The 13,202-nt window shown below is 40.1% G+C and carries 10 protein-coding genes; 4 read left to right on the forward strand and 6 right to left on the reverse strand.

The genetic code is table 11. The features are described 5' to 3' along the window. Window positions 1-11: 11 nt before the first annotated feature. Window positions 12-227, forward strand: coding sequence for a DUF2897 family protein (locus tag NLF92_RS01560; protein WP_254098157.1), 216 nt, complete (start codon window positions 12-14; stop codon window positions 225-227). Window positions 228-333: 106 nt separating this feature from the next. On the opposite strand, the gene NLF92_RS01565 is transcribed toward NLF92_RS01560, so the two are convergent. The 5 genes from NLF92_RS01565 to pgm all read right to left on the reverse strand — a co-directional run bounded on the left by NLF92_RS01565 (window position 334) and on the right by pgm (window position 6,630). Beyond that, window positions 334-654, reverse strand: a complete 321-nt coding sequence (locus NLF92_RS01565; RefSeq protein WP_254098159.1) for a heavy metal-binding domain-containing protein — start codon at window positions 652-654, stop codon at window positions 334-336. A 44-nt stretch (window positions 655-698) separates the two neighbouring features. Next, window positions 699-1,130, reverse strand: a complete 432-nt coding sequence (locus NLF92_RS01570) for an HIT domain-containing protein (RefSeq protein ID WP_254098160.1) — start codon at window positions 1,128-1,130, stop codon at window positions 699-701. Window positions 1,131-1,152: 22 nt separating this feature from the next. Continuing rightward, window positions 1,153-2,211, reverse strand: a complete 1,059-nt coding sequence (gene astE, locus NLF92_RS01575; RefSeq protein WP_254098162.1) for a succinylglutamate desuccinylase — start codon at window positions 2,209-2,211, stop codon at window positions 1,153-1,155. Window positions 2,212-2,323: 112 nt separating this feature from the next. Continuing rightward, window positions 2,324-4,780: a glycogen/starch/alpha-glucan phosphorylase gene (locus tag NLF92_RS01580; protein ID WP_254098163.1), complete on the reverse strand. Its 2,457-nt coding sequence runs from the start codon at window positions 4,778-4,780 to the stop codon at window positions 2,324-2,326. 212 nt (window positions 4,781-4,992) lie between these two features. Further along, window positions 4,993-6,630 carry a phosphoglucomutase (alpha-D-glucose-1,6-bisphosphate-dependent) gene (gene pgm / locus NLF92_RS01585; protein WP_254098321.1) on the reverse strand — a complete coding sequence of 546 codons (1,638 nt, stop codon included), beginning with the start codon at window positions 6,628-6,630 and terminating at the stop codon, window positions 4,993-4,995. 190 nt (window positions 6,631-6,820) lie between these two features. On the opposite strand from pgm, the gene NLF92_RS01590 reads away from it, so the two are divergent. From NLF92_RS01590 to NLF92_RS01600, 3 genes are read left to right on the forward strand one after another with little or no spacing between them, the layout of a single operon-like run. Then, a complete protein-coding gene (locus NLF92_RS01590; protein ID WP_254098166.1) occupies window positions 6,821-7,747 on the forward strand; it encodes an AAA family ATPase in 927 nt (308 codons plus the stop codon). Window positions 7,748-7,759: 12 nt separating this feature from the next. Next, entirely contained in the window at window positions 7,760-8,779 is a 1,020-nt protein-coding gene (locus NLF92_RS01595) for a DUF58 domain-containing protein (protein ID WP_254098167.1), read from the forward strand. A gap of 1 nt (window position 8,780) precedes the next feature. After that, complete coding sequence (locus tag NLF92_RS01600) at window positions 8,781-10,973, forward strand: transglutaminase TgpA family protein (protein ID WP_254098169.1); 2,193 nt, start codon at window positions 8,781-8,783, stop codon at window positions 10,971-10,973. A 77-nt stretch (window positions 10,974-11,050) separates the two neighbouring features. On the opposite strand, the gene fusA is transcribed toward NLF92_RS01600, so the two are convergent. Continuing rightward, complete coding sequence (gene fusA, locus NLF92_RS01605; RefSeq protein ID WP_254098171.1) at window positions 11,051-13,138, reverse strand: elongation factor G; 2,088 nt, start codon at window positions 13,136-13,138, stop codon at window positions 11,051-11,053. Between the last annotated feature and the right edge of the window lie 64 nt (window positions 13,139-13,202).

The following is a 13,202-nucleotide window of genomic DNA, read 5'->3' on the forward strand; positions in this document are numbered from 1 at the left end:
TAAGGATTACCATGGGTATTGGCTGGGTCATATTAATTATTATTGGGGTGCTAGCAGTCATTTTTTCTAATGTACTGCTGTTAAAAGATAGCAAAAGTTTCCAGCTACCTGACTCTTATAAAGAACGAAAAGCAGCTGAAAAAGCACATTTAGAAGCACAAGGGCTGGATCCAAAAACACAGAGAAAAGAAAAAAATAAAGAGGATGACTCTTCGGGGTTTTACTAGTTCGTTTTTTTACTTAATCGTTTTTAATTTACAATAACGTAAAAAGCGACCAATCTCTCTACTGTCGCATTATTTCAAGTTTGTATTTTTGGCGCAGCGTGTTGAATTATTTAAATGTAACTGCTGTACCAGAGATGGAAACTAAAAACATTCCGTTAGATTGGCCCAGGACTTCATAGTCAATATCTATACCAATAACCGCATCAGCGCCTATTGCCATTGCATCTTCTTCAAGTTCTTTAAACGCAATTTTACGGGCATTATTCAGTTCGTTTTCATAAGCACCTGAACGACCGCCAACCAAATCTCGCACAGAAGCAAAGATATCTTTAACGAAATTTGCACCTGTAATGGCTTCTCCAACAACAATACCTCGATAATCTTGAACTTCTCTGCCTTCTACATTTTGCGTGGTGGTTAAAATCATGTTTAGTCCTTTATTGATTAATGAATAATGTGGGTTTCGGCCTTTTATTTAGGCGCTACTAATAACTGTTTAATGCTTTCATTAGCCAAGCATTGCTGGCGTATCTCTGAAACCTCTCTATCAGAATAAGGTTGAGATTCATATAATCCCCAGATAGGTTTTGGCCATGCCTTATCTGATGTAAATCTTGCAATATGATGGACATGTAATTGCCTTACAATATTACCAAGTGCAGCTATATTAAGAGTTTCCGGTGCATAACAATCCACAAGAAACTGACTTACCGCCATTGACTCCTGATTATACAAGGTGACTTGGTGTAGGTCTAATTGGTGCATTTCCGTCAGATTTGCCACTCTTGGCACTAAAATAAGCCAAGGGTACTGCTTGTCATTCATTAATAATAAGCGACATAGAGAAAAATCAGTAAGAAAAATTGTATCGTTTTGTAAGCGTTGATCTAAACAAAAGCTCATGGTTGTCCTGTATATTTGTTAATTAGTCGATGGGGATATCTGTTGGCTCAATCGCTTCCAAGGTCAATAACGCTCGTTGTCCTAATGCGACATCCGCGTTTGGAAAAACTATCGCCTCATTATCAATTTGAGCCGTATATTCGATGAATTCTTGTTGGGTATCATCAAATTCACTAGCCAACACTGTTCCTTTGGCAAAAGCCGTAAAGTTGGGGGTATCGTCTGAAAAGTGTAATTTAAAATTCTTATGATTACGCATGATGGCTTGCTTTATTCTAAATAACACAGGCATAGGAGCATCAGGTGCCACGTAATCTTCACTGATTACCAAATTAAACAGAAAGTCTCGAGCTAATGTGAAATCATTCATATCATTTTGACCGAAAGGTTGTACCTTCCCTAACTCAACGGTAAAGGCATGAGCTTGACAAACATGTGCAGAATAATATGAATATGTCGTTGTGGGTGATTCCGAGAGCAAGATTGCTTGGATCCCGGCCCCAGCTAACCAGGATATTTGTTCCTTATCATAAGAGCGTCCATCTAGATAAGGGTAAACAACAAAACGAGGATACTTAGCCGCTCGAATTGCCGTATGCAAGTCATAATGATAGCGTTTTGCTCCAACTGGACCACGTGCAAAAAAGTCGAAGGTCAACTGTTCTAGTAATGCTGCTCTTGGCGCTTCTATTGAATCATCTGCGCTGTGCGAGTGCATACCACTAAACAAACGATTCATATTCTCGGAAACAAAACGCTGACCAATATCCATAGCGAGTAGATTAGCGAATTGAATCATCACTCGATGTTTAACGATGACCGTTTCATTTAAAATATCAGTCACTAAAGCATCACATATCTCAATAGGTGCGGTTTCGTTGCCATGTACACCACATGAATAAATAATGGATTTAATACGGGTAGGATTCGTAGGTTTAACTTGCCCAAATTCCTGCACTGGCTGAAGAGGTGAAAACTCAATAACACCTGCACAATGCACTGTTACTTTGGTATGTGTGCCCAACGAATATGTTTCATATGCTAGCGTCTTAGCCGTTCTAGAACGTTGTAAAAATGACATTAATCAACCTTTTTATTATTCTACTTATACCAAAAAACCTGTATATCTCACATCCAGAAATATACAGGTTCTTATTATACAACTTATGTTCTAATGGATAAAACCGTGTCAGTTACTTCACTGAGCAAGGCGCTAGTTTCCAGATATTTTCGACATAATCTTGAATAGAACGATCCGAAGTAAATTTACCCATATGCGCCGTATTTAAGATGGCCATTTTAGCCCATTCTTGTTGATCACGGTACGCAGCGTCTAAACGTGAATGTGCATCAGCATAACTTGCAAAATCCGCTAAACAAAGATAAGGATCACCACCATCTAATAAGCTATGCTTAATTGAAGACAGAGCACCAGGTTTACCTGGAGTAAAGTAATCAGTGTCCAACCAATCAATGACCGCTTTTAACTCAGGGTTTTGGTAGTAATAATCATAAGGGTTGTAACCAGATGCTTTAAGATCAGCGACTTCATCAACTGTTAAACCAAAGATAAAGATGTTGTCATCACCCACTTCTTCCGCAATTTCAATATTGGCACCATCTAGTGTACCAATCGTTAAAGCACCGTTGAGAGACAGTTTCATATTACCTGTTCCCGATGCTTCTTTACCTGCTGTAGATATTTGCTCGGAAACATCTGCTGCCGGGATCATTTTTTCAGCTAACGAAACACGATAGTTCGGTAAAAAAACGACCTGTAATTTGTTGTTCACACGTGAATCAGCATTAATTTTTTCAGCAACGGCATTTATCGCGTAAATAATATCCTTTGCGAGTTTATACCCTGGTGCAGCTTTAGCGCCAAAAATAAAAACTCGTGGATGCATATCATAATCAGGGTTTTCTAACAAACGACGGTACAAGGCTAAGATATGTAATAAGTTTAAATGTTGACGTTTGTACTCATGCAGACGTTTAATTTGAATATCAAAAATTGCTTTTGTACTCACTTTGATACCGGTGAGTGCTTCAATCTCTTGCGCTAATGCAATTTTGTTTTCTTGCTTCACTTTCATAAATTGTTTTTGGAACGTCTTATTGTTGGCGTGTTTCGCCAAACCCGTTAATTTATTCAAATGTAACGGCCAATCAGCTCCAACCTTTTTGTCAATCAATGCAGAAAGCTTAGGGTTACAAGCCTTTAACCAACGTCGAGGGGTGATCCCATTAGTTACATTTGTTAATTTACCTGGCCACATTTCTTCAAACTCTGGGAACAAGTTTTTCTTGACTAACTCAGAGTGGATCTGCGCTACCCCATTTACTGCAAAAGAACCAATAACCGATAAATTACCCATGCGTACCATTTTTTCATCGGCTTCTTCGATAATAGATAGTTTTGCTTTCATGGCATTATCACCCGGCCATGTTTTCTCAACTTCCGATAAAAAGCGGTGGTTAATTTCGTAAATAATTTCAATATGTCTTGGTAAGATCTTTTCAATCATACGTACTGGCCACTTTTCTAACGCTTCTGGTAATAGCGTATGATTAGTGTATGCGAATACTTGGGTACAAATAGACCATGCGCTATCCCAGTCCAACTCAGCGCGATCAACCAAAATACGCATTAGTTCAGGAATCGCAATAGCAGGATGCGTGTCGTTGAGTTGAATCACAACTTGGTCAACAAAACGCGACCAATCATCACCATGAGCACGTTTGTAACGACGAATAATATCTTTTAAGGAACATGCACAGAAAAAATATTGCTGAATCAAACGAAGCTCTTTACCTGCTTCAGTTTCATCATTCGGGTAAAGCACCTTAGAAATCGTTTCGGCTTGAACATTTTCGCGTTGCGCATCCACATAGCCGCCAGCGTTGAATACATCCCAGTTGAAATAATCCGATGCTTCTGACTGCCATAAACGCAATACATTTACGGTGTTACCAGAATAACCTACTACCGGAATATCCCAAGGCACACCTTTAACAATCATTGCAGGATGCCATTCTTTTTGGATCCCTCCATTGGCACCGTACTTCGTTTCTACGTAACCATATAATGGGATCTCTTGAATGGATTCAGGACGACAAATTTCCCATGGATTACCATAATCACGCCAACTATCTGGACGTTCAATTTGTTCACCGTTTTGGATTTCTTGACGGAATAAACCATGTTCGTAATGTAAGCCATAACCAATAGCGGGTAGTTCTAAAGTCGCCAATGAATCAATATAACACGCAGCTAAACGCCCTAAACCACCGTTACCTAATGCCATATCTGGCTCTTCTTCTAGTACGTCAGTTAGATTAACGCCGAGTTCTTTCAACGCTTTTTCAGCTTCAGTAAAAACACCGAAATTGTGCATATTATTTGATAATAAACGTCCCATTAAAAATTCAGCAGACAAATAATGAACCGCACGAGTATCATTCATATAGTGTGTTTTTTGTGTTTTGCGCAAACCTTCTAACACCAGTTCTTGAACTGCTGCACTAGTTGCTTTCCACCATGCGTGATTATTAGCTTTATTCTCGTCCGTACCGAGTGTACTGTGAAGATGACGAATAACAGAGGCTTTAAACTCTGCTTTGTTTAATGAAGGGGTCAAACCTGCCATGAAAAAATTCCTTAAATCTTAAAGTCGGAATTAGTTTAACAGAGGAAATACAGACTTTGTGTTAAATAAACGTTAAATAACTAAAGAAAAACAATGAATACGAATTCAAAACCTCACTTTTTAACGTTCCATTAACATATTTAACCAGTAACTTAACAAATCCTTGTTTCAGCATCAAAAAAATGACACCGAAACAACTTGTTTGACGATTTTTAGCTAATAACTTCGGTAACGAGTGCCTGTGCTTCTGTTAGTAAAGCGTCTAAATGTGCCTCATTCACAAAACTTTCAGCATAAATTTTGTAAACATTTTCAGTACCAGAGGGTCGCGCAGCGAACCAACCGTTCTCAGTTGACACTTTAAGGCCACCAATAGCAGCATTATTGCCAGGCGCATGAGTTTGCATTGCTGTAATGGGTTCGCCTGCGATATGCGTGGCAGTGATAACAGAGGTGTCCATTTTTGCCAGGGAAGACTTTTGCTCCAATGTCGCAGCTACATCTATGCGTTTGTAATATGGTGTACCAAACTGTTCGGTCAACTTAGCATAATACTGGCCTGGGTTAAGCCCTGTTTTAGCCGTTATCTCTGCTGCTAATAAGCACAAAATAAAACCGTCTTTATCTGTTGCCCATGGACTTCCGTCACGCCTTAGAAAAATACCTCCCGCACTTTCCTCACCAGCAAAACCGATGGTTTGATCAAGTAACCCAGAGACGAACCACTTAAAGCCAACCGGCATTTCCGCCAATTCACGTTCACGATGCGCAACAACGCGATCAATCATACTGCTAGAGACCAATGTTTTTCCGATTTTTAGATCTTTCGCCCATTCGGGTCTATGTGTTAACACATAATCAATGGCAACCGCTAAGTAGTGATTAGGATTTAACAGTCCGTGAGTGGGTGTAACAATACCATGGCGGTCAAAATCGGCATCGTTGCCAAAAGCTAGTTCATATTTGTCTTTGTGTTCTAATAATCCAGCCATGGCATAAGGAGAAGAACAATCCATACGAATTTGTCCGTCTTTATCTAGATGCATAAATCGAAAAGTAGGATCGATCGTGTCATCAATCACAGTAATATTTAAATCGTACGTCTGGGCAATCATTGACCAATATCGGGTCCCTGCTCCACCAAGTGGATCAACACCTATGGCTAACTTCGCTTCTTTAATTGCTGCCATATCAATAACATTACACAAATCATCAATATAATCTTGGGCAAAGTCAGCTTCAATCAGTAGTTCAGACTGTAGTGCTTCTTTTAGTGAGATGCGCTGTACGGCTGTATTTTGCTCTGCAAGGAGTGCATTAGCTCGGTTTTGGATAGCTTGTGTCGCTGCAGTATCTGCTGGACCACCGTGCGTAGCATTGTATTTGAACCCGCCATCTTGTGGGGGGTTGTGTGAAGGCGTAATCACTACACCGTCGGCTAAATCAGACTGCTGTGCATTATGTTGTAATATCATTCGTGAAATCACAGGTGTTGGCGTGTAATCACCATTTGCCTGTAAAACGACTGAGACTTTATTCGCAATCAGTACTTCTAGTGTTGTGTGTAATGCAGGAACTGACAAAGCATGAGTATCAATACCTATGAAACAAGGTCCTGTGATCTTTTCTGCGACTCTATACTCAGCTAAAGCTTGTGCTATTGCCGCAATATGAGCGTCATTAAATGACGTATTCAATGCACTCCCACGATGGCCTGATGTACCAAAAGTAACTGCCTGTGTTGGCTCTGAGACATTTGGAGATAGCGTGTAATACGCACTGATCAGATGTGGAATATTAATTAAATCGGTGTTTGTTGCTGGTTTGCCTGCACGAGGGTGTAACGCCATTGCCATGTCCTTGGTAAATAAACTCATCTTATTGTACCTGATATTTAAAATGGTTTTCATCTCATTTTTGTGACTAATGTGTCGATATTATTGGTTATATAAAATTGTTAGATATACCTGTTAAGTCGTTTTTATACGCATTGAGCAAGATATTTAACTATGCTTAAGATAAAGTTTTAGAGGATACAGAATGCAACCTGCTTTCCGTAGCGCGATTGATAACATTGGCCAAGCTTTATTGGGCAAAGAACAACAAATTCAATTAGCCATCACTTGTTTACTCGCGAATGGTCATTTATTGATTGAAGATTTACCTGGCATGGGCAAAACCACTTTATCTCATGCACTTGCTGCGGTATTTGGTATGGCCGATACTCGGATCCAATTTACCTCAGACTTGCTGCCAGCGGACGTTCTGGGAGTCTCCATTTTTGAACAGGCGACACATTCATTTAAATTACACAAAGGGCCTATTTTTAATCAATTAGTTTTGGCTGACGAAATTAATCGCGCCAGCCCGAAAAGCCAATCAGCATTATTAGAAGCTATGGAAGAAAAACAAGTCAGTATCGATGGCGACACATATGCACTCCCTCAGCCTTTCTTTGTCATTGCGACTCAAAATCCATCTTTTCAAAGTGGCACCTACCCTTTACCGGAATCTCAATTAGACCGATTTTTGATGCGTATCCAACTTGGTTATCCAAGCAATGCCGCCGAAAAACGTATGTTGCTCGAACAATATGATGATAATCGAGCGACGGCGACCACCGCTCTAACTATTGTAGAGCTTCAACAAGCTCAGAAAAAAGTGCGCGAAATGTATGTTTCTGATGCGGTGCTGGATTATATTTTACGATTAGCCACTCACACTCGGACTCAACCTGAATTTCCCAACGCTCTATCCCCACGTGCCATCAAAGGGTTGTTACGAGCAGCCAAAGCTTGGGCTTTTCTTGAAGGACGGGATTTTGTGATCCCCGAGGATGTGCAAGCGGTGTTACCTAGTGTAGCTGAACATCGTCTGCGTTCAGGACTGACCGAACTCAGCGATGAGCAAATGCTTAGTGAGTTATTAATAGATGCGATTGATCCTCTCCTGGCTAAAGCTGTGTAATGGTAATCTAAAATGATGCATGCCCTCAGGCAGTTTGTTCAAAAGCAACATTTGGCGTGGTTGAATAAGCGCATCCCTAAAGCGGATACGTTTCAACTGGATAATCAATCTATCTTTATTTTACCTACTGTATTTGGTTACCTGTTCTTATGTGTCACCATTTTTATTTTCTTAATCGCAACAAACTACCAAAGTAATATCCTGCGTTTATTAAGCTTTTTTTTATTGAGTTTATTTATTGTTCACATGTTTGCTAGCTATCTCAATTTTTCCCGTCTCTATGTATCTTTAGGAATGATAAAACCCATTTTTGCTGGGACCACTGCGGCTATTCCTTTGCATATTTTACCTAGTAAAACAGGCACACCTGCTCGCGGTACTTTGTGGATTAACTTCATGCAAACCCAAACCAAGCAAAAGATTCGCTATCAATCTATCGAATTAGATGACGCTGAAAATATCGCGAATGTCAGATATTTTACCCAAACGAGAGGGATTTACGTCTTACCCCGAATGACTTTGCAATGTGATTATCCATTAGGACTGTTTAGGTGTTGGACGCATTTACAGTTTGTCCAATTAATAACTGTGTACCCTAGCCCTATTGCGAGTAAATTACACATGGATGAAATACCTCAATTACATTCTGATATAAACAGTTCGTCATTATCGGGCAAAATGAATGAACAACATGAAGAATTTGCCGGATTAAACAAATACCAAATCGGCGATTCTTTACACTCAGTGGCTTGGAAACAAATGGCTCGGACAGGCCAAATGATGACGAAAGAATTTAGTGGGTATGTGAACCCCAAAGGCTATTTACATCTCCCTATTGATACGCCTATAGAAAAAGCCCTAGGACAGTTAAGTTATCAGATTAATTATTGCCAACAAAACAATATTGTATACGGGTTATTTTTACCGCATGTACACATCAAGCCTGGTCAGGGGGAAGAACATCAAGAGCAATGCCTAGCTGCACTAGCAAGTTTCCCCAAAACCGCACAAAGTATTTTGGGGAAGCATTAAAATGTATACACCTAATACCTTTGGCGAGTCGATAGCAAACAAACCTAGAAGTGCAGCTCAAAACATTAGTTTTTTGCTCATCACCCTATGCTTCACTATTTTAATCGCAACGTTATATGAAGCGATTTCTATCTGGATCCTGTTACCCAGTGTCTTGGCTGTGATTCTGCGATTTCTTTTATATTTAGGTTTATATCAGCATGTACCTAGTGCAACAATGCTCAATATTATTGCTGTTCTAGCAGGAGGTTTTTTAATATATGCCAGCACGAAAATGGCACTATTAGAGACGATGATCAATATGCTCGTGTTAGCGAGTAGTCTCAAAATAATGGTGCTGCATACACAAAAGGATCTCCAAGCGATTTTATTAAGCCTAGTATTCTTATTAGGTATTGGATTCGTTTTTCACTCTGATCTTCTGCATCTATTGTTATATATTACGGTGCTTTTCTTATTGTTTTTAACGTTAGCCGCGCACTTTGCACCAAAACAAAACCTAGCAAAGATGAATAAAAAAGTAGTCCTGATCTGTTTACAGGCCCTGCCCATTGCTCTGCTATTATTTTTCGCTATCCCCACTTTACCTGCTTTGTGGCACATGCCATTGCCTAAACAAGATACTACAGGACTGACTGATACGATTAAACCTGGCGATATTGCGAAACTGGGGCAATCGAATGAGCTTGCGTTTATTGCTACGTTTACAGAAGCTTCTGCTGTGCCACATTACCACGAGCGGTATTGGCGTAGTTTAAGTGTGGATGCATTTGATGGCGTGAAGTGGTTTGTTAGTAACCAACAAAAAGCCCAACAAACCATCGTCTCTAAAACATCAACGCTGGCCCCCAAAAAAGAAAATGTCATTAATTCCAGCAATAAAAGCTTGGGAAAAATAAGAAAGGTCACATACAGTATTCAATTACAAAAGAACCAATCACATTATGCAGTGAGTCTTGATAGACCTTTCAAGGTGCACTCTGAGGGGACCCAACAAACGTTTTTCCCCACTGCTGATTTTGCCGTCCATAGCCAATACCCAATCAACGCTGTCGGATTTTATCGCGTGGAAAGTGTGTTGCATTATCCTCTCAAAGAACACAACCTAGATGTGGCAAGATATCTTCAACTCCCAGATAATTTTCATGCCCCCAATGCCGTAAATGATACAGAGAATTTAGATAGCACTGTTCAACACCAATCCACATTGACCAAGATAAGTAACCCCAGAACCCAAGCATGGGTGAAAGAATTAAGCAAAATTCATACTGACAGAGCCAGTTTAATAGCAGCGTTTGACGCTTATTTATTAGCAGAAAACTTTCGTTATACATTGGAGCCTGAATTGATGCCAAACGATGTGATTGATACCTTCCTATTTGATGTAAAAAGCGGGTTTTGCTCTCACTATGCCAGTGCGCTAGGGTATGTTTTAAGACTAGCGGGTTACCCAACCCGTTTAGTAGCAGGATACCAAGGGGGAGAACTTTTAGATGATAATTCCTTGTCGGTCTATCAATATGATGCGCATGCTTGGGTAGAAACCTACAATAGTGAACAAGGATGGATACGATTAGATCCTACAGCGACGATTGCCCCAACACGGATTAGTGCCGGATTACGTGACGCACTTACACAGAGCCCAGCCAAAGACACCTCAATTTTTGATTGGGATTATTATAGTAAAGTTGGTTTTTCTCAACAATTTTCATCCTGGCTGAATCATTTGGAGTTTGGATGGGAAAAAGAAATCGCAAGGTTCAATCAAAATACGGACGGGGATTTATTTGACGATATCCTAAAAAAATTAGGGATAAACGACTCCATAACTCGAGGTTTTTTGTTCCTAGGAGTGATGGCCGGTATATTCGCAATTTACTTCTATAGTGGGTTGAGACAGAAATCGCAACCCGATAAAGTGTTAAAACAATATGTAAAAGCAAAAAAACTTTGTCTACAACAGTACCCGACCTTAGATGTTCAAATACAAAAATTACCTCCCACAGGATTTCAGTCATGGTTGGAAGGTAAAAATACAGACTTAGCTAAACACATGTCCCCGATTACTCAGCTAATTGTAAGTCACTTGTATATGCGTAAAAGTCATGAGGAACACAAGGCGCATATAGGGCACAATGAACTTCGTTTGCATGTGCAAGCATTGCAGCAATATCTCAAACAACATCGACACTGAGCAGGTTATTTTTATAAAAAAAAACCTACTCAAAGAGTAGGTTTTTAGTAACTGTTTTATCTGTAGCTATTTCAAACTTAGCTTTCAGCTTTACGTGCACGAACTTCTTCGATTACAGCCTCTGCCACGTTTTGTGGACAAGGGTTGTAATGTGAGAACTCCATTGAGAACTGACCACGGCCAGATGTCATAGTACGTAAGTGACCGATATAACCAAACATTTCTGAAAGTGGGATATCAGCCTTAACTCGCACACCAGTTGCACCAGCTTCTTGGTCTTTTATCATACCGCGACGACGGTTCAAGTCACCGATAACATCACCAACGTGATCGTCTGGTGTAAATACGTCAACTTTCATGATTGGCTCAATCAACTGAGGGCCAGCCTTAGGAATTGATTGACGGAATGCACCTTTCGCTGCAATTTCGAAAGCAACTGCTGATGAATCAACTGCGTGGAATCCACCGTCGAATAATTCAACTTCAACATCTAACACAGGGAAGCCAGCTAAAACGCCCTCTTCCATCATGCCACTAAAGCCTTTTTCAATAGCTGGGAAGAATTCTTTAGGAACGTTACCGCCCACAACAACAGATTTGAAAGTGAAACCACTGTTCGGCTCACCTGGCTTGATACGGTAATCAATCTTACCAAACTGACCAGAACCACCAGATTGTTTCTTGTGCGTGTAAGAATCTTCAACTTCTTGAGTGATTGTTTCACGATAAGCAACCTGAGGTTGACCAACTTCTAATTCAACACCATATGTACGCTTCAAGATATCAACTTTGATATCTAAGTGTAATTCACCCATACCGGATAAGATGGTTTCACCTGAATCTTCATCAGTTTCAACACGGAATGTTGGATCTTCTGCAACCATTTTACCAATTGCAATACCCATTTTCTCAGTTGAACCTTTGTCTTTAGGTTTAACAGAAATTGAGATTACTGGCTCCGGGAACACCATCGCTTCTAGGATAACTGGGTCTTTAGGATCACATAAAGTGTGACCTGTTTGTACATTACTCTTCATACCCACGATCGCAATGATATCACCAGCTTGCGCTTTATCTAACTCGTTGCGGTCATCAGCTTGCATTTCACACATACGACCAATACGCTCAGTTTTACCTGTCGCTGCATTTAGGATTGTGTCGCCTTTCTTGAGCGTTCCTGAGTAAATACGTACGAAAGTAAGAGCACCAAAACGATCATCAGTGATTTTAAACGCTAATGCTTTGAATGTTTCATCAGCAGATACGATAGCATGACGTCCTGTAGGCTCACCTTCTTCATCAGTCAGTGGCTGAGGGTCAACTTCTGTTGGGCTTGGTAAGTAATCAACAACAGCATCAAGAACTAATTGAACACCTTTGTTTTTGAATGCAGAACCACAATATGTTGGGAAGAAGTCCATTGTACGTGTACCTTTACGGATACAACGTTTGATGTCTTCAAGAGATGGTTCTTCACCATCCATATAGGCCATCATTAGGTCGTCATCTTGCTCAACGGCAGTTTCGATAAGCATTTCGCGATACTCTTCGACCTTGTCAACCATATCAGCTGGAACATCTTCGATAGAGTAGTTTTCAGGAAGACCAGTGTCATCCCAAACATAAGCTTTACGTGTAAGTAGGTCAACAACACCCACGAACTCATCTTCAATACCAATTGGCAACACCATCACTAGTGGATTTGCGGCAAGTACATCTTGAGTTTGTTTAACAACACGATAAAAATCAGCACCCATACGGTCTAATTTGTTAACGAAGATGATACGAGCAACTTCAGATTCATTAGCATAACGCCAGTTAGTTTCTGATTGTGGTTCAACACCACCAGAACCACAGAATACACCAATACCACCATCCAATACTTTTAATGAACGGTAAACTTCAACTGTAAAGTCAACGTGTCCAGGAGTATCGATAACGTTGAATCTGTGATCTTTCCAGAAACATGTTACGGCAGCTGACTGGATAGTAATACCACGCTCCGCTTCTTGTTCCATGAAATCAGTAGTAGATTCACCGTCGTGTACTTCACCAGTCTTGTGAATTTGACCAGTAAGTTTCAAGATTCGTTCTGTAGTGGTTGTTTTACCCGCGTCAACGTGAGCAAAAATACCAATATTTCTGTAATGAGCTAAATCAGACATTGTATTCACTTTTAATTGGTTCATAAAAAAATCGGGCGGATTATATAGCATTTAAGGGGGTATT

Origin of the sequence: Opacimonas viscosa, from assembly GCF_024199005.1 — a bacterium.
GTDB classification, from domain to species: domain Bacteria; phylum Pseudomonadota; class Gammaproteobacteria; order Enterobacterales; family Alteromonadaceae; genus Opacimonas; species Opacimonas viscosa.

Coding starts and splice junctions, on each gene's coding strand:
- NLF92_RS01560 (WP_254098157.1), top strand. CDS start 12: ATGGGTATTGGCTGGGTCATATTAATTATTATTGGGGTGCTAGCAGTC.
- NLF92_RS01565 (WP_254098159.1), bottom strand. CDS start 654: ATGATTTTAACCACCACGCAAAATGTAGAAGGCAGAGAAGTTCAAGAT.
- NLF92_RS01570 (WP_254098160.1), bottom strand. CDS start 1,130: ATGAGCTTTTGTTTAGATCAACGCTTACAAAACGATACAATTTTTCTT.
- astE (WP_254098162.1), bottom strand. CDS start 2,211: ATGTCATTTTTACAACGTTCTAGAACGGCTAAGACGCTAGCATATGAA.
- NLF92_RS01580 (WP_254098163.1), bottom strand. CDS start 4,780: ATGGCAGGTTTGACCCCTTCATTAAACAAAGCAGAGTTTAAAGCCTCT.
- pgm (WP_254098321.1), bottom strand. CDS start 6,630: ATGGCGTTACACCCTCGTGCAGGCAAACCAGCAACAAACACCGATTTA.
- NLF92_RS01590 (WP_254098166.1), top strand. CDS start 6,821: ATGCAACCTGCTTTCCGTAGCGCGATTGATAACATTGGCCAAGCTTTA.
- NLF92_RS01595 (WP_254098167.1), top strand. CDS start 7,760: ATGATGCATGCCCTCAGGCAGTTTGTTCAAAAGCAACATTTGGCGTGG.
- NLF92_RS01600 (WP_254098169.1), top strand. CDS start 8,781: ATGTATACACCTAATACCTTTGGCGAGTCGATAGCAAACAAACCTAGA.
- fusA (WP_254098171.1), bottom strand. CDS start 13,138: ATGTCTGATTTAGCTCATTACAGAAATATTGGTATTTTTGCTCACGTT.